17 protein-coding genes are annotated in these 16,672 nt (G+C 69.0%); 5 read left to right on the top strand and 12 right to left on the bottom strand.

What is annotated here, in order from left to right; translation table 11 throughout:
* The 4 genes from OO014_RS16000 to OO014_RS15985 form a co-directional block, all read left to right on the top strand.
* Positions 1-927 (top strand): thiolase family protein (locus tag OO014_RS16000; protein ID WP_272463322.1); only part of this gene is annotated, 927 nt, incomplete at its 5' end.
* A complete protein-coding gene (locus OO014_RS15995; protein WP_272463321.1) occupies positions 924-1,619 on the top strand; it encodes a 3-oxoacid CoA-transferase subunit A in 696 nt (231 codons plus the stop codon). The genes OO014_RS16000 and OO014_RS15995, both read left to right, overlap by 4 nt.
* Complete coding sequence (locus OO014_RS15990) at positions 1,619-2,251, top strand: 3-oxoacid CoA-transferase subunit B (RefSeq protein WP_272463320.1); 633 nt, start codon at positions 1,619-1,621, stop codon at positions 2,249-2,251. The genes OO014_RS15995 and OO014_RS15990 overlap by 1 nt, the downstream gene beginning before the upstream one ends.
* Before the next feature lie 172 nt (positions 2,252-2,423).
* Positions 2,424-4,202 carry an acyl-CoA dehydrogenase family protein gene (locus tag OO014_RS15985; protein WP_272463319.1) on the top strand — a complete coding sequence of 593 codons (1,779 nt, stop codon included), beginning with the start codon at positions 2,424-2,426 and terminating at the stop codon, positions 4,200-4,202.
* 381 nt (positions 4,203-4,583) lie between these two features.
* On the opposite strand, the gene OO014_RS15980 is transcribed toward OO014_RS15985, so the two are convergent.
* From OO014_RS15980 to OO014_RS19390, 10 genes are all read right to left on the bottom strand, one after another.
* Positions 4,584-5,411 (bottom strand): FAS1-like dehydratase domain-containing protein, encoded by an 828-nt coding sequence (locus tag OO014_RS15980; RefSeq protein ID WP_272463318.1) that lies wholly within the window; start codon positions 5,409-5,411, stop codon positions 4,584-4,586.
* A gap of 3 nt (positions 5,412-5,414) precedes the next feature.
* Positions 5,415-6,275, bottom strand: a complete 861-nt coding sequence (locus OO014_RS15975; RefSeq protein WP_272463317.1) for an HpcH/HpaI aldolase/citrate lyase family protein — start codon at positions 6,273-6,275, stop codon at positions 5,415-5,417.
* Positions 6,272-7,459, bottom strand: coding sequence for an acyl-CoA dehydrogenase family protein (locus tag OO014_RS15970; protein WP_272463316.1), 1,188 nt, complete (start codon positions 7,457-7,459; stop codon positions 6,272-6,274). The genes OO014_RS15975 and OO014_RS15970 overlap by 4 nt, the downstream gene beginning before the upstream one ends.
* A gap of 62 nt (positions 7,460-7,521) precedes the next feature.
* Complete coding sequence (locus tag OO014_RS15965) at positions 7,522-8,757, bottom strand: MmgE/PrpD family protein (RefSeq protein WP_272463315.1); 1,236 nt, start codon at positions 8,755-8,757, stop codon at positions 7,522-7,524.
* The gene (locus OO014_RS15960) at positions 8,754-9,914 is read right to left on the bottom strand and encodes a CaiB/BaiF CoA transferase family protein (RefSeq protein WP_272463314.1); all 1,161 of its coding nucleotides are present in this window, start codon (positions 9,912-9,914) and stop codon (positions 8,754-8,756) included. The genes OO014_RS15965 and OO014_RS15960 overlap by 4 nt, the downstream gene beginning before the upstream one ends.
* Positions 9,915-10,033: 119 nt before the next feature.
* Positions 10,034-11,317 (bottom strand): TRAP transporter large permease, encoded by a 1,284-nt coding sequence (locus tag OO014_RS15955; protein ID WP_272463313.1) that lies wholly within the window; start codon positions 11,315-11,317, stop codon positions 10,034-10,036.
* The gene (locus tag OO014_RS15950) at positions 11,314-12,000 is read right to left on the bottom strand and encodes a TRAP transporter small permease (protein ID WP_272463312.1); all 687 of its coding nucleotides are present in this window, start codon (positions 11,998-12,000) and stop codon (positions 11,314-11,316) included. The genes OO014_RS15955 and OO014_RS15950 overlap by 4 nt, the downstream gene beginning before the upstream one ends.
* Positions 12,001-12,060: 60 nt before the next feature.
* Complete coding sequence (locus tag OO014_RS15945) at positions 12,061-13,107, bottom strand: DctP family TRAP transporter solute-binding subunit (RefSeq protein ID WP_272463311.1); 1,047 nt, start codon at positions 13,105-13,107, stop codon at positions 12,061-12,063.
* Positions 13,104-13,892 carry a GntR family transcriptional regulator gene (locus OO014_RS15940; protein ID WP_272463323.1) on the bottom strand — a complete coding sequence of 263 codons (789 nt, stop codon included), beginning with the start codon at positions 13,890-13,892 and terminating at the stop codon, positions 13,104-13,106. The genes OO014_RS15945 and OO014_RS15940 overlap by 4 nt, the downstream gene beginning before the upstream one ends.
* Positions 13,893-13,975: 83 nt before the next feature.
* Positions 13,976-14,425, bottom strand: a complete 450-nt coding sequence (locus OO014_RS19390; protein ID WP_420485525.1) for a hypothetical protein — start codon at positions 14,423-14,425, stop codon at positions 13,976-13,978.
* A gap of 89 nt (positions 14,426-14,514) precedes the next feature.
* On the opposite strand from OO014_RS19390, the gene OO014_RS15930 reads away from it, so the two are divergent.
* Positions 14,515-15,786: a nuclease-related domain-containing protein gene (locus OO014_RS15930; protein WP_272463310.1), complete on the top strand. Its 1,272-nt coding sequence runs from the start codon at positions 14,515-14,517 to the stop codon at positions 15,784-15,786.
* Positions 15,787-15,861: 75 nt separating this feature from the next.
* On the opposite strand, the gene OO014_RS15925 is transcribed toward OO014_RS15930, so the two are convergent.
* A complete protein-coding gene (locus tag OO014_RS15925; protein ID WP_272463309.1) occupies positions 15,862-16,191 on the bottom strand; it encodes a hypothetical protein in 330 nt (109 codons plus the stop codon).
* Between the two features lie 250 nt (positions 16,192-16,441).
* Positions 16,442-16,672: hypothetical protein (locus tag OO014_RS15920; RefSeq protein ID WP_272463308.1), on the bottom strand; the 231-nt coding region annotated here is incomplete at its 5' end.

Here is a 16,672-nt window from a genome sequence, read left to right as displayed (position 1 = left end):
AGCCTCGACGCCGCCATGATCGGCTCGCGCGCCATCGAGACGGGCGACGCCGACGTCGTCCTCGTCGGCGGCGTCGAGTCGATGACGCGCGCGCCGTGGGTGCTCCCGAAGCCGGCCAAGGGCTTCCCGGCCAGCGACATCAGCGCGGTGTCGACCACCCTCGGCTGGCGCCTGGTCAACCCGCGTATGCCGCGCGAGTGGACCGTCTCGCTCGGCGAGGCGAACGAGACGCTCCAGGAGAAGTTCGGCATCAGCCGCGAGCGCCAGGACGAGTTCGCGCTGCGCTCGCACCGGCTGGCGGCCGCGGCGTGGGAGGAGGGCTTCTACGACGATCTCGTCGCGCCGATGAGTGGTGAGGGGCTCGTCCGGGACGAGGGGGTCCGGTCCGACTCGACCCTCGAGAAGCTGGCGTCCCTTCAGCCCGCCTTCCGCGCGGGGGGCACCATCACGGCAGGCAATGCCTCACCGCTGAGCGACGGGGCTTCGGCGGTGCTGCTCGGCTCGGAGGAAGCCGCGGGGCGGATCGGTGTTGAGCCCGTGGCCCGGATCATCGGGCGGGGCGCCTTTGCCCTCGACCCGCAGGAGTTCGGGTACGCCCCCGTCGAGGCGGCCAACCGGGCGCTGAAGCGGGCCGGGGTTCGGTGGGACCAGGTCGGCGCGGTCGAGCTCAACGAGGCCTTCGCTGTGCAGTCCCTCGTCTGCGTGGACGCGTGGGTTCCCTTGGGGCTGAGGGACCCCGAGCTGGTCAACACCCGGGGAGGCGCGATCGCCATCGGCCACCCGCTCGGCGCGAGCGGCGGACGCATCCTCGGCAACCTGGCCAAGGTGCTGCGTGAGCGCCGCGAGCGCTACGGGGTCGCAGCGATCTGCATCGGCGTCGGCCAAGGTCTCGCCGTCGTGCTCGAGAACGTCGAGGTCGCCGGATGAGTCGCACCGAGATCCTCGACAGCGTCGACGAGGCCGTCGCAGGCATCGAGGACGGGAGCACGGTCCTCGTCGGCGGATTCGGGTTCGCCGGCATGCCGTTCGACCTCATCGACGGCCTCATCCGGCAGGGCGCGACTGACCTCACCGTGGTGAGCAACAACGCCGGCAACGGCGAGGTGGGCCTCGCCGCGCTCCTCAAGGCGGGCCGCGTCCGCAAGGTCGTCTGCTCCTTCCCGCGCCAGTCCGACTCCTACGTCTTCGACGAGCTGTACCGTTCGGGCAGGATCGAGCTCGAGGTCGTCCCGCAGGGCAACCTGGCGGAGCGGCTGCGCGCCGCCGGAGCCGGGGTCGGGGCGTTCTTCACACCCACTGGTGCGGGCACCATGCTCGCCGAGGGCAAGGAGACGCGCAGCATCGACGGACGTGACTACGTCCTCGAGTACCCGATCAAGGGCGACGTCGCCCTCATCGGCGCCCACCACGCCGATGAGATGGGCAACCTCGTCTACCGGAAGACCGCCCGAAACTTCGGGCCGGTGATGGCCACGGCGGCCGCGACGACCATCGTCCAGGTGGCCGAGGTCGTCGCCATCGGCAGCCTCGACCCCGAGGTCGTCGTGACGCCCGGCATCTTCGTCGACCGGGTCGTCGCCGTGCCTGCCCGCAGGTACACCGTGGAAGGAGCCCGCTGATGCCGTTGACGCCGCATGAGCTGGCCGCCGTCGTGGCCCGCGACATCCCTCCGTTCTCCTACGTCAACCTCGGGATCGGCCAGCCGACCAAGGTCGCGGAGCACCTCCGGCCCGAGTCGGGCATCGTCCTGCACACCGAGAACGGGATGCTCAACATGGGCCCGGCCGCGGTCGGGGACGAGGTCGACCCGGACCTCACGAACGCGGGCAAGGTGCCGGTCACCGAGCTGCCCGGAGCGTCCTACTTCCACCACGCGGACTCCTTCATGATGATGCGCGGCGGTCATCTCGACGTGTGCGTCCTCGGGGCCTTCCAGGTGTCCGCGGTCGGCGATCTCGCGAACTGGCACACCGGCGCCCCCGACGCCATCCCGGCCGTGGGCGGCGCGATGGATCTGGCGATCGGCGCCAAGCAGGTCTTCGTGCTCATGACGCTCCTGGACAAGCAAGGCCGGCCCAAGCTCGTGCCCGCGTGCACCTACCCCGTCACCGCCTTGGGCTGCGTCAGCCGGGTGTACACCGACCACGCCGTCTTCGACGTCGGACCCGGTGGCGCGGTGGTCCGCGAGACGTTCGGGGTCAGCGTCGACGAGCTGCGCGGCTGGCTCGACATGCCGCTGACCCAGCCCTGAGGTCCTGACCCAGCCCAGCGGCATACGACCCCGTCCGTATGCCGGGGGCCCCGGGTAGGGGCACCGCGGCGACGGGGACCTTCGCCTCTATGACGACTGATCTCGCCGTTCGCACACTGGGGCTGCAGGACCTGGTCGCCCAGCTCACGACGGTGAGCGGAAGGGAGAGGTCATGGACAGCAGCGATCGGCGGCTTCTGGGAGCGAGCCCGCTTCATCGGGCCGTGTGGGGGCGTGCCGTACCGCTCGAGTTGTTCGACGCCGAGGAACCGCGAGCCACGCCCGCGGTCCAGGAGATCGCAGCGGCGGCACAGGCCGCGGTCGAGCAGCGCGTCACCGACGGCACGGTCTACGGCCCCGACGGGACGATCAGCACCGAGCTGATTGCCGACCTGGCCGGGGTTGGCTTCTGGGGGCTGCGTGCCGTTCCGGAGTACGGCGGGTCCGGCGCCTCTTTCAGCACCTACCTGCCCATACTCAGGCACCTGGCTGTGGCTGACCCCTGGGTCGGCGTGCTCGCCTCTCTGCAGGCCGGAATCGGACCGGTGACGACGCTCAACACGTTTGCTACCGCGGAGCAGAAACAGCGCCTGCTCACGCCGTTGGCGAGTGGCTCGCGTCTGGGCATCTTCGCGACCACAGAGCCAGCGACCGCCTCAGACCTGCGTGCGATCCGCACCCACGCCGTGCGGTCCGGGGACCTGCTGCACCTGACCGGGGAGAAGCTCATGATCACCAACGCAGCGCCGGCTCGCACCGGGTGCGTGCTGTGCCGGGTCGACGGTGACCTGCGCATGCTGGTCGTGGAGCTGCCGGATGTCGAGGACGACCACTTCCAGCTGGTGCGCCTCGGGGTGCGGGCCTTCCGGCATGTCGCCCACCGAGCCCTGGTGTTCCATGAGCTGCCCGTGCCGGCGGACAACCTGCTCGACGCTCCGGGCCTCGTCGTGACGTACCACGCGCTCAACCATGGTCGGATCGCGGTCTGCGCCGGCGCGGCCGGGTTGCTGCGACGCATGACGGGCAGCTTGATCCCGTGGGTACGGACGCGCGCGACGTTCGGCGCGCCCATTGGCACCCGGGAGCTGGTTCAGCGGCGGCTGGGTCGGATGGCTGCCCGGATCGTCGGCTGTGACGGCGTCGCGCTGTGGGCGGCGGGCCTGTTGGACAACGGCTATCGCGGCGAGCTCGAGGCCGTGGTGGCCAAGGTCTTCGGCAGCGAGATGCTCAAGGAGGCCGCTGTCGACCTGATGTTGAAGACGCACGGCGGGCGGGCGTTCCTGGACGGAAACATGTTCGCCGACGACGTCTACGACATGCTTGCGCCGACCGTCTTTGAGGGCGAGAACGAGATCCTGACGCTCGGCTTCTTCCAGGCCCTCAGCAGAGAGCATGCTGCATTTCTCGCACCCGTTGGCGACGTGATCGGGCGCGCCCCGCACCGCGACCCGGTGCACCTGTGGCAAGCACGCGGCGCTGTTGCGCCGTACGCACGCTGGCTTGCACCCCGACAGCTGCGCGCCACAGTGCCCCTCGGTGCGGTGCCGATGGACCTCGATGACCAGACGAGCTTCGCGGCCCAGCTCCTCCACCTGTCCGCACTGGAGATCGATGCTGCCCTGCGCCACCATGGCGCCGGGCTCGCTGATCGCCAGACCGTCGGGCTCGAGCTGGCGCAGCGCGTCATGTATGCCGCCGCCATGCTCGTCCTCGCCCGCTACGGCCGAGCGCTGACCGACCCCCTGGCCAGACAAGCTGCCGCCTGCATGGCTGCCGAGCTCGGCCAGCGAGTGACCCGGCAGCGCCCAACCCCCGCCTACAACCGGCAGATCACCCAGTTGGGCCTGGGCGTGGCCGAAGATCGGTTCGACCTCGTGCGCGACGCTCCACATGACGAGCCGATCATGCCGCAACGCCTACTCGGTGCGGAGGCACCCAGAACAACGAGCTGAGCGAACGGAGCACGCGTGGCTCCCTGTCTGCGTGGCTGTTCCAAGGCTGTGCAGACAGGTTGATCAAAGGCGTGCCAGCGTCCCGCCACCAGGCTCCGGGCCGCGGGCAACTCGGTATCATATGGCGAGCGGTGGGCTTACAGTGAGGATGTCTACGGAATCACGCTCTCCCTCAAGGCAATTCCCAAGTCGAACTCCGCTGGACGAAGTGGTGGTGAAGGCGTTCATGGCGTCCAGGTCCTTGACACCTGGCTCAGCTTTGGGGCAACTGCGGAAAGCTGGGGCGTTGCCCGGTGCAGGCACGGACAACAGTCTCTCTTGCTAGATCAACACCCTCGGGGAAACTCAGGATGATTCAGGCCGGGCCGCCACGAGCAGACATCAGGGGAGTGGGCCCGTCACGGTGCTCGTTGCACAGGCGGCCCCGGCCGCACTCCGCGCCTCGGCGCCGCGCTCCAGGCCCTCGGGGCCGGGAACGACCGTGAACGTCTGGGGCCCCACCATGGGGGAGACCAGACGGTAGGCGTAGGTCTGGCCGACGACGGTTATCCCCTCGCGGCGCAGGTGCTCGGCCATCATCAGCGCCTGGAGCGGTCCGTGGACGACGAGACCCTCGTACCCTTCCCGCGCCACCCAGCCCAAGTCGTAGTGAATGCGATGCGCGTTGTACGTCAGGGCGGAGAAGCGGAACATCATCCGCTCGTCGACTGCAAGGCTGAGGGTCGGACCTGCCGGCGGGGCCGGCGGCTGCGGCGGGGCCGGCAGGGCCCCCGTGCCGGGCACGCGGTAGACGATGTCCTGCTCCTCGCGGATCACGAGCTCGCCGCCCTGCGTGATCTCGTGGAGCACGGTCACGAAGGTCAGGGGCCCGGACCGCCCCTCCTTCTCGACGGTGTTGGCGATGGAGGTCACCTTCGTCGCCGGTTGCCCGATGAGGAGCGGCTGCAGTGTGGTGACGCGTCCCCCGGCGAACATCCGCCGGCGACCGGGTCCCGGAGGTGCCGGTATGCCGCTCGACGGGTGGCCGTCGGGTCCGAGCTCCGACTCGGGTCGCCGTTCGAGCAGATACATCCAGTGCCACATCGGCGGCACGGAGTCGCCTGGCTGGAAGGGCACCGTGATGTCCAGCATCGCGGCGAGCGACTCGACGGGCTCGGGCGCGATGACCTCCGTGCGGCTGACGCTCGAAGGTGTGGGGTCGGATGTCATGGGTCACTGATCCCTTCGTCGGAGGGTGGTCTCGGCTCGCACGATGACGGGCCGGTCGACCATGGCGCCATCGACCCGGAGGGCGCCCCGCCCGCCGGTAGCTGCTTCGACTGCGGCGATCACCCGCTCGGCCCACGCGACCTCCTCGCTGGTTGGCCGGTAGGCAGCATGCGTCGGCTCGACCTGCCGGGGGTGGATGAGCAGCTTGCCGGTGAAGCCGAGCTCGACCCCGTGCGCGACGTCATCGACCAGCCTGTCGAAATCGTCGAGCTCAGCCGTGACACCGTCAACGGGACCGGGGAGGCCCGCAGCGCGCGACGCCTGCACGAGCATCGAGCGAGCATGGAGCATGGCCTGCCGGGTGGGGGCAGCCCCGAGGTCGAGGGCGTAGTCGAGGTGGCCGAAGGCAAGCCGGGCCACCCCCTGCGCCTCGGCGAGCTCGGCGGCTCGTTGCACGCCGCGTGCCGTCTCCAGCAGCGGGACCACCGGCGCACCGACCCGGTGCGCCAGGCCGGACAGGTCTGCGGAGCCCTCGGCCTTCGCGACGACGACTGCCAGCAGTGCGTGCTGGTCCGGGTGCCCGGCGACGAGCTTGGTCAGTGCCGCCACGTCGAGGTCGTGGTCGGCGGTACCCACTGCGTTGACGCGGACCGCCGCGGTACCCCCTGAGGCGAGCCATTCCGTGGCGGCCTCGCGGGCACCGGGGCGGCGACCCGGGGCGACGGCGTCCTCGAGGTCGATGATCACGAGGTCCGCCCCCGCGGCCCCCGCTTTGTCGAACCGGTCGGGCCGGTCACCCGGCACGAAGAGGAGCGAGCGCGCCTCCTGGACGTGCCTGACGGCGACATCGTGGGTGGCGGTCATACTGGGTCCACGTTCCCGCGCTTGACGAGCTGCCGAGCGATGACGTTCTTCTGTATCTCGTTCGTGCCCTCGCCCACGATCATGAGCGGCGCGTCACGGAAGTAGCGCTCGACGTCGAACTCCGTCGAGTACCCGTAGCCGCCGTGGATGCGAATGGCGTCGAGCGCGATGTCCATTCCCACCTCGGACGCGAACAGCTTGGCCATACCGGCTTCCATGTCGGCGCGTTGTCCGGCATCGAACGCTCGAGCGGCGTGCAGGGTGAGCTGGCGGGCGGCCACCAGCTTGGTCGCCATCTCGGCGAGGTAGTTGCCGATGGACTGGTGCTGCCAGATCGGGACGCCGAAGGCCTCGCGCTCCTGCGCATAGCGCAGCGAGTCCTCGAGCGCGGCACGACCGACGCCCAGGGCGCGGGAGGCCACCTGCAGGCGGCCCACCTCGAGGCCCTTCATCATCTGGGCGAAGCCCGCACCCTCCGTCTCGCCGAGGAGGTTCTCGGTCGGCACCCTCATGGAGTCGAACGCGAGCTCGCAGGACTCCACGCCCTTGTAGCCGAGCTTCGGCAGGTCTCGCGACAGGTGGAAGCCGGGTAGACCGTCGTCGCCTTCCTTCTCCACGAGCAGGATCGAGATGCCCTTGTGACGAGGCTCGGCCTGCGGGTCGGTCTTCACCATGAGCGCGATCAGGCCGGCCTTGCGGGCGTTGGTGATCCACGTCTTGGACCCGTTGACGACGTAGTGGTCACCGTCCTCGCCGCGGCGAGCCGTGGTGCGCATCGCCTGGAGGTCGGAGCCGCCTCCGGGCTCGGTCAGGGCCATGGTGGCACGCAGCTCTCCAGTGGCCATCCGGGGAAGGTAACGGTCCTTCTGCTCCTGGGTGCCGTACGTGAGGATGAGCTTGGCGACCACCGTGTGGCCGCCCATGGCGCCCGCGAGGCTCATCCAGCCCCTTGCCAGTTCCTCGGTCACGAGGCAGTACGCCGGCAAGGACACCTGCGCCTCCCCCCATGGCTCCGGGATCGCGAGGCCGAAGATCCCCATCTCCTTCATCGCCTGGATGAGTGCGTCGGGGTAGCGGTTGGCGTGCTCGAGGTCGCGGGCGACGGGCTTGACCTGCTGGTCGACGAAGTCGCGCACCAGTCGCACGATCTCGACCTCGTCGTCGGAAAGCAGCTCAGTGGTCATGATTCCTCTTTCGTGTGTCGTCCGCCCGGGCACGTGCCTGAAGGCTGGCGGGTCATGGGTGGTCAGGGCGTGGGGCCCAGGTGGGTCCGCAGCAGGTCGGCACCGCTCGCCCACGTGAGGTCCGTGGGCTGGAGGTCCAGGCCTGCGGACGCGATGCAGTCGGCGACCTTCGCGGTCATCTCCGCGGGCGTGGGCGGGTTGCCGGGGGAGCCTGGCGGCAGCTGCAGGGAGCCGTGCCGCGTCCGGCCGTCACGCAGCTCGATCTCGACGTCCACGGCTCCGTCGAGCAGACCCTCGCCGCGGCTGTCCGTGAGGCGCACGTCCGTCAGCCCGACGAGCCGCTCCACCTCGTCGCGGCACACGGCCTCGTCGCTGAAGGCCCAGAAGCCCGAGTGGTCGTCGAGGAGGGCGGTAGCAACGGCATACTCCAGGCTGAACTTCGCCTCGAGGCCGGTCGTCGGGTGGTGGTGGACCAGCGGGGTGACCGTGCCGCGCGGCGTGGTCACGCGGACGGCGGCGACGTCGTCTGGCCTCTGGTCCGCCAGCGTCCGCCGCAGCGCGCCGATGGGCCGTTGGAGGGCGTAGCAGGCCGGGTAGACCTTGACCGCGAGGCCTCCGGGCACCATGTCGAGCTCGCTTCCGGGATCGGTGACCTGGGGGTGTTGCGGATCCCCGCCGACCAGCTCCATCCACGCCTCGACGGCACGCAGGTCGGCGCTCGCGCCCGCCTCGGCGAGCCGAGCAGCCCGGACGCCGGCCTGTGCGGCCATCCCGACTTGAAGGCTCTTGGCGTCGGTGCCGAACGCCCGCTGCACCCCACCTGCGGCGGGCACCGAGAGGGCGATGGCCCGACTGATCTGGTCCTCCGAGAGCCCCCACGCGACGCCCGCCACGACGGCCGCGGCAGGTGCCCCTGCAGTGGTCGTTGCGTGCCAGCCCCGGGTGTAGTGCCGCCAACCCAGGGCCGTTCCCAAGCGCGCCATCACACCGGCGCCGGCGAGGTAGGCGCGCCTCGCCAGCTGCGGGTCCGCACCCGCTGTCGCGAGGGCCGTCGGCACGCAGATCGTCGAGATGTGCGTCGTCGAGGGAAGGTGCAGGTCGTCGAAGTCGATCACGTGGGCCAGCGTCGCCCAGCGGGCGGCGTCACCCCCGAGCGCCGCAGCGACCGCACGGATCGGGTGGGTTCGGGCAGCGAGCGCGACGGCCAGCGTGTCGAGCACGCTGCGATCGGCGAGAGCGCGGTCCGCCTCCCCGGGGCGTGCAGCGCACGCCCAAGCGGCCAATGTCCTGGCGATCACTGCACTCCTTCGACGGCGCTGTCGAGGCCGAGCTCGGCGAGCACGGCCGCGGTGTGCTCACCGACCTCCGGGATCGGCCCCATGACCGGCACGTCTCCCTCGATGGTGGCGGGCGGCACGAGCCCGCGGAGACGGCCGACGGGGGAGTCGTACTCGGCCCATCGGTTGCGTGCCTCCAGCTGCGGGTGAGCGGCAAGTCCGGCGATGTCCCGCAGGAGGGCGTTGGCGATGCCGCGCTGCTCGAGCGTCGCGGCCACCTGCTCGGCGGTGCTCCCGGCGAAGACCCGCTCGATCTCGGCGACGAGGTCGTCGACGTTCTGGACCCGCAGCGAGTTGCGCTCGAACCGGGGATCCGTGGCGAGGGCCGGATCGCCGAGGACCTCGGCGCAGAACGTCTGCCACTCGCGCTCGTTCTGGATGCCGAGGAAGACCTGCTGGCCGTCTCCACAGTGGAAAGGGCCGTAGGGGGCGATTGCGGCGTGCCGTGCCCCCGTCCTCGGTGGCGGGGTCCCGCCGTAGGTCGCGTAGTTCAGCGGGAAGCCCATCCACTCGGCGAGGGCCTCGAGCATCGAGACCTCGACCGTGGCTCCTTGGCCGGTCCGCTCACGACGCAGCAAGGCGGTGAGCGTGCCCGTGTAGGCGTACATCCCTGCTGCGATGTCGGCAATGGAAACACCCACCTTCGAGGGCTCGTCCTCGGTCCCGGTGATCGAGACGACGCCGGCCTCGCACTGGACGAGGAGGTCGTAGGCCTTTTTGTCCGTGTACGGGCCGCCGTCGCCGTAGCCCGAGATGGAGACGTGGATGAGGCGCGGGTTGAGGGCTTGAAGGTCGGCCGCCCCGAAGCCGAGTCGCTCTGCGGCGCCCGGCGCAAGGTTCTGGACGAAGACGTCGGCCCTTCGGACGAGTGCATGGATCGCGCTGCGGCCGAGGTCGCTCTTGAGATCGAGACTGACCGACTCCTTGGCGCGGTTGAGCCACACGAAGTGGCTCGACAGGCCGCGCACGGTCTCGTCATAGCCCCGGGCGAAGTCGCCGGACCCCTCCCGCTCGATCTTTATGACGCGCGCGCCGAGGTCGGCGAGCTGGCGAGTGGCGAAGGGAGCGGCGACGGCCTGCTCCAAAGACACGACGGTGATGCCGTCAAGCGTTCTCACATCTGACCCTTTCAATAGATGCGGCCATGTTACAAATGGCCGCACATTTGTCAACGCACCGGTGCACGGACTGGATGGGCGTATGCCGCGGGGCCGGCCCCGCGGCATACGCCTCCGGCTCAGGGGACCAGTGCCAGGGAGAGCACAGGGAGATACGTCACCAGCGTAAGTGCCACAAGGAGGACGGCGGCACTCGGCAACGCCGCCTTGGCGACCCCGAGGACCGACATCCCCGAGAGCCCGGACGCGACGAAGAGGTTGAGACCAAGCGGAGGCGTGATCATCCCGATCTCGAGGTTCATCACCATGATGATGCCGAGGTGCACCGGGTCCACTCCGAGCGCCAGGCCGACCGGCAGGAGGATCGGCGCCAGGATCAGCAGCGCGCTGCTCGTCTCCATGAAGGCACCGACGACGAGGAGCAGGAGGTTGATGACAAGGAGGAACTGCCACGGCTGCAGGTCCATCGCCGCGATGGCCTCGGTGACCTGAAGCGGAATGCGCTCCGAGGCCAGCACGAAGGTGAAGAGGATGCCGTTCGCGATGATGAACATGATCATCGACGAGGTCTTCGCCGAGGCCAGCAGGACCTTGCCGAGGTCCCTCCACTGGAGTTCCCGGTAGAACACCATGGACACGAGCAGGCTGTACGCAACGGAGGCGGCGGCCGCCTCGGTCGGTGTGAAGAAGCCGCCGTAGACACCGCCGAGCACGATGACGGGCAGCATCAGCGACAGGAGTGCGTCCCGCAGCGCCCGCCTGCGGAAGCCGCGCGGCATGGCCTGGACCTCGTCGCCCGAGCCGTAGTTGTTGCGACGCGAGGCGATCACCGCCATGACGAGGAGCATGGCGCCGGCCAAGATGCCCGGGAGAATGCCTGCGACGAAGAGGTCGCCGATGCTCGTCTCCGTCGCGATGCCGTAGACGATGAGGGGAATCGAGGGCGGGATGAGGATGCCCAGCGACCCTGACGTGGCGATGAGGCCCGTGGAGAACTGCTTCGGGTACCCCGCGCGGATCATCGCGGGGATCAGCAGGGTGCCGACCGCCACGACCGTCGCCGGACTCGAGCCGGACACGGCCGCGAAGAACGTGCAGGCGAGGACGGCGGTCATGGCCATCCCACCGCGGTACTGGCCCACGAGGGCGTTGCCGAACTCCGTCAGGCGTCGGCTGATCCCTCCGCGGGTCATGATGTTGGCCGCCAGGACGAAGAACGGGATGGCCATGAGGGGGAAGCTGTTGAGCGCGTTGAAGAGTCGTTCCACGACCTGCGTCAACGGGATCGTCGTGAAGTAGTAGAGATAGGCGAAGGACGCGAGGCCGAGCGCCATCGCGATGGGCGCGGAGCTGAACAGCGCCAGCGCGAGGATGACCAAGAGGGCGACCACCTCGGTGCTCATCGTTCGGTCTCCTTGTCGTCGCGCCGGTTGGGGTCCTCGTACTTGTGGTGATCGACGGGGTGGTGCAGGTGGGACTCCTCGTCGAGGATGAGGACCTCCTGAAGGCTCGCCCCCTTGCCGGTGGTGATGGCCTCGTGCGAGGCACGCACCTCCTCGACGCTGAGGCCGGTGGCCTCGGCCTCCGCCTCCAGCACCTCATCCGGGTCGCTGACCAAGGTGCCGTACTTCCAGATGCGCCAGAGCATCTCGAGCGCGCGCACGAACATGAGCGTCATCCCGAGGGGCACCGCGAGCTCCACGACCCACAGCTGGAGCTTGAGGACCGGAGTGACGGTCGTCCGGGAGAACGGCTCCATCAGCAGCATCCACCCGAGGACGGCCATCACGCCCAGGTAGACCAGCGTGACAATGCCACCGACGAGGGACAGCCACTTCTTGCCGCGCTCCCTGAAGAAGACGCCGAGGATGTCGACGCTGACGTGCTCGTTGTGGCGCAGCGTGATCACCGCGCCGATGAAGGTCGAGAAGATGATGAGGTAGATCACCGCCTCCTCGGTCCAGAACCACGCCTGGCCGAACTGCCGGATGATGATGTTGAGGATCGAGATGAGGGCGGCGAGGCCCAGGGCGCTGGCCGCCAGGACGTTCTCGACGGTGGTGAGTGCCCGGTCCAGGTGTTTCACGATTCGCCTTTGTGGGAGGGCGGGGGCGCCGGGTCGCGGCGCCCCCGCGGACGAACAGGGTTAGTTCTGCTTGGCGAGCAGCTCGTCGATGATCTTGTCGCCGATGACGCTGCGGTACTGCTCGTAGATCGCGGGAACGACGAGCTTCTTGAATGCATCCCGCTGCTCGGGCGTCAGGACGTTGATCTTGGTCTTGCCGGCCGCCTCGATCGCCTGCTTCGACTCCTCGTTGACGGCGACGGCGTTGTCACGGTTGTACTTCGACGCATCGTCGGCCACGGTGACAAGAAGGTCCTGCAGGTCCTTCGGGAGGCTGTTGAAGAACTCGGTGTTCACCACGAGGATGTAGCCGATGTAGCCGTGGTTCGACTGGGCGACGTTCGTCTGGACCGTGTGCATCTTCTGCGACTCGATGTTGGAGTAGGTGTTCTCGCCGCCGTCGATGACGCCCTGCTGAAGGGCCGAGTACACCTCCGAGAAGGCAATCGCCTCGGCGTGCCCACCCCAGGCCTCGATCTCCGACTTGAGGACGTCGGAGGGCTGGATGCGGTACTTCTTGCCCTTCATGTCGGCCGGCGTCTGCGTGAGGTTGTTGGAGTGGATCTGCTTCATCCCCGAGTCCCAGAGCCCGAGCACCTTCATGTGCTTCGCCTCGAGGTCCTTGTTGCCGAAGATGGCCTTGCCGACCTCGGTGTCCGGGGCGGCGACGGTGGGGATGTCCTCGGGCTTGTCGAAGAGGAAGGGCAGGTCGAGGACCTGCAGGGCCGGGGCGACCGTGGTGAACTTCGCCGATGCGGGTGCGAGCATCTGGACGGAGTTCTGCTGGATCGCCTGCATCTCGTCCTTGTCACCGTAGAGCGACGAGTTGGCGTAGACCTCGACGTTGATGCGGCCGTTGCTCCGCTTCTCCAGCTCCTTCTCGAACCACAGAGCCGCCTTGCCCTTGGGGGTGGTGTCCGTAACAACGTGCGAGAACTTGAGGGTGTACGTCTTGTCTGCGCCGGTGGCACCAGCGTCTCCGCCGCTCCTCGCGCCGCTGCAGGCGGCGAGGCTGAGCGTCGTCACCAGGGCGACTCCGGTCAGCACGTGCAGTGGGGTCCGCTTCATGAGGGGTTTCCTTTCCTGGGGGGGTGCACCGTCGATGACGGGCCGGGGGATGCTCGGCGTCCAAGGTGAAGCCGGTGTGTGTAGTGCTCGGGGAGGAAGTCGGAGACGGCCCACTCGACGGGCTGTCCGCTGACGTCGAGGTAGCGTCGCTCGATGTGGAGCAGGGCATGGCCCTCGGTGCAGCCGAGGCGCTCGGCGTCGACCGCGTCCGCGGCTCGGGCCGTGATCGACTGGTCTGCCCCGCTGATCTGTATGCCGTGCGCGGCGAGCGCCCCGATGACGGTGTGGGTCGTCCTGGCCCCGACGTCGGCGAACGCCTCCTCGTCCTCGATGAGGCGGCCGACGTCGGGCGGGAGGTACACGGACGTGTGGCAGAAGAGCGTTCCCTCGTGGCGACGCAGGAACCGCATGCCATACATCAGGCGCCCCTCCAGCTCGAGCTGTGCTGCCGCCACGGGATCGAAGGAGCCCATGAGCGGCGCCACGATCTCGAGCTCCGTGTCGGTCGACAGCGCGAGCAGGTCGTCGACGGTCTCGAAGGGCCGCCGGTAGAGCAGGTGGCTCGGCGTGATGAAGGTGCCGCGTCCGGGCACGCGGTAGACGAGGCCCTCGTTGACCAGGTCGAGATAAGCCCGTCGTACCGTCTGTCGGCTGACGCGGAATCGCTCCCCGAGCTCGCCGTCGGTCGGCAACGCCTCACCCTCGGCCCACTGCTGCGTATGGATGCCTTCACGCAGGAAGGTGGCGAGGCGTCGGTAGCCCGGCTCTCCGCCACGCCGCACCATGCTCGTCACGGGTTTCCTCTCCGGTGGTGGACGACGCCGAGCGGCTGCCGCCGTTGGCTGGTGCCCGACAATGCCAAAGAGCACTACATTTCGTCAATGGCCTGTAGATATCGGTTTGTCCCACGGAGAGGACGGGGCCAGGACAACGCACGATGACCGCAGTCCGGGCACGGCATCGCGGTCGGCGCCACCTCGCCCGGGGTGGCTCGCATCATGCTCGGTGCCAGGGCGGCCTCAACGAGCCTGCTGGTGAAGGCAATCGACGTGAGGTGCAGCCACATCTTGCGCGACCCCAGCCCGGCCACCAGCCGGGACCTGTCCCGCTCGGCGGCGAGCAGGGCGGTCACCTGCTCGTCACGGAACTCGCGCCGGCACGGCCTGCAATGCACCGACTCGTAGTACGTCGACGGGCTGATCGACACCCCGTGCCCGGAAAGCACAGCGCACAAGGGCTCGAGCCCCCACCGCAACCCCAGCTGCCCATCGGCGTCAGGAACGCGGTGCTCCTTGTGTTCGGTGACGAAGTCGATCACCACTTGCCTGGCCGGTCGAGCTCGGCCGCGAAGAAGGGCTTGATATGTAGGTGATCGGCGCGTCGGTTCCGGGCCTCAGAGGGGGGCGGGTGGAGGCTGCTGTTGAGGCGGTCGTCGAGGAGGTTCGCACGTCCGGGATCGGGTCGTTCATGCCGTGCCTGGTGCACGTGGCTGGACGGGTGCCTACCCTCGGCGAGCCGCTGCTGGACGAGTATCTGCGGTTCACAGCGGCCCGGGTCCGGCCGAACACGCTGGCCGCGCAGGCGTTCGACCTGAAGGTGTTCTTCGGCATCGTCGGGAAGCCGCCGGAGCAGGTGACTGTCACCGATGTGCTCGGTTTCATCGAGGCCCAGCGTGCGCCGCGCAGGGGCGGGCGGCCGAGCAGTCAGCGCGCGCGGACGGAGCTTGGGCGGCCGCTGAGCCCAGCGGCATACGACCTATGGGGCCGTATGCCGTTGGGCTGGGTGCTGCTGGCGGGGCCGGGGGCGCTGTCTGCAACGAAACCTCCACGCCGCATGGGGGTTGGCTCATACGGTGACCGGGTGGAGTTGGGGCCTTCGGAGAAGATGCTGCGGTTGCGGTTTGCCGGGACGTGCAGGGTGTGCGGGCTCGCGCTGCCTGCCGGCTCTCACGGCGTGTACGACCGGGCGTCCAGGAGCGTCCGCTGCGAGAGGCATTCCGCGGTCGACGGTGGTGGGCTGGAGGCCTCCGCGGTCGACGCCGGGGTGGCCGGAGCCTCGGCGCGACGGGAGTTCGATCGGCGCAGCGCGGCTCGGGAAGCGCGCGTGCGCGCCAACCACCCGCGCCTCGGTGGGCTCCTGCTCGCGGTCACCGGAGAGCAGCAGTCCATCAGAGCGTGGCAGACCGGGGCGGCGGGGGAGGAGCGGCTCGGTCGCGGCCTGGACGCGATCGCCGGAGAGAGGGTTCAGGTGCTGCATGACCGGCGGATGCCGGGGAGCCGCGCGAACATCGACCATGTGGTCGTGGCTCCCGGCGGTGTCTATGTCGTCGATGCGAAGAAGTACCGGGGGCGGCCGCGGTTGAAGGTCGAGGGCGGAGTGCTGCGGCCGCGCGTGGAGCGGCTGCTGGTCGGTGCCCGGGACCGTACGCGGCTCGTCGACGGCGCGCTCAGGCAGGTAGACGTGGTCCGCGGACTCCTCGGGGGCGAGGTGCCGGTGCAGGGGGTGCTGTGTTTCGTCGACGCGGACTGGCCGCTGCTCGGTGGGGCGTTCAGCATCGGTGGGGTGCAGGTCTGCTGGCCGAAGAAGCTCTACGCAAGGCTGCAGGCGCCGGGGCCGCTGTCTGCCGGTCACGTCGGCGAGCTCCACCGCGAACTCGTGCGTGCCTTGCCGCCTGCCTGAAGGAAGGCGCCCGGGGCGAAGTTCACCCAGTCGGCTCGAGGACCGGTTTTCCCCGTCTGTGGGCGCCGGTGCGATCTAGTGCGGCTTCGAGTCGTACCTGCCGGCCCGGACCTCATCCGCCAGTTCGCGCATCCGTGGTGCGGGGTCGACTCCGGGAGGGAGGAGTTCCTTGTGGAGCACCAGTCGACCAAAGGCGAACACGGCGGTCGGCTTGGGGTCGATGACTACGCCGACCTTGTACGACTGCTGACGATCGAGCCACCAGAAGTAGGCGAACGCGAACGGCAGGATGACCAGCGTCTCGAGGCCGTCGGCGGGGGCCAGTGGACGGAGGGTGGCGCCGCGCTTGACGGCCTTCACCCGGTAGACGCGCCCGTTGCGTTCGACCCTGATGGACGTAGCCATGGTCCTCCGTCATCGTCGCCCCGGAGTTCACTTTCCGAGCTCTCGTAGCCATGATGTTGCATAGTGCATTCGCCGCGAAAAGACGCGCCTCCCTGATCCGGCTGATCGAGGGCGATGTGGGCGCGCCTGGTTAGGCCAACCAACCCCGTCATCGGCGCCGGCGTACGAGCCACGCCGAGGCGGCCAGGACCCCACCGCAACGGCACCTGGCCTCCGAAACTGCGAAAGCGTCCCCTCTTCCTCAGCATCCTCAGCCCACGTTGCCGGCTGGAGTGTTCTCCCGGCGCATCTCCTCGAGGGTATTGGCCAAGTCGTTTGCGCTGCATGGAAGAACGTTGACGTTCACCAGCAGGTCATCGGACCTGGTCAGCCTCCGGTTCAGTGCAAGGAGTGCTCGCCTCCACGCCACTTGCCGACCGACCACGGTCGCCCAGTCGCGAGGAGTCAGCGCCACTGTGGGCTGCCCGAACGCGCTCGTGCC

It is taken from the genome of Intrasporangium calvum (assembly GCF_028446585.1).
GTDB lineage: Bacteria > Actinomycetota > Actinomycetes > Actinomycetales > Dermatophilaceae > Intrasporangium > Intrasporangium calvum_A.
The sequence above is the reverse complement of the archived record's forward strand: the minus strand, read 5'-3'. Positions and strand labels throughout refer to the sequence as shown.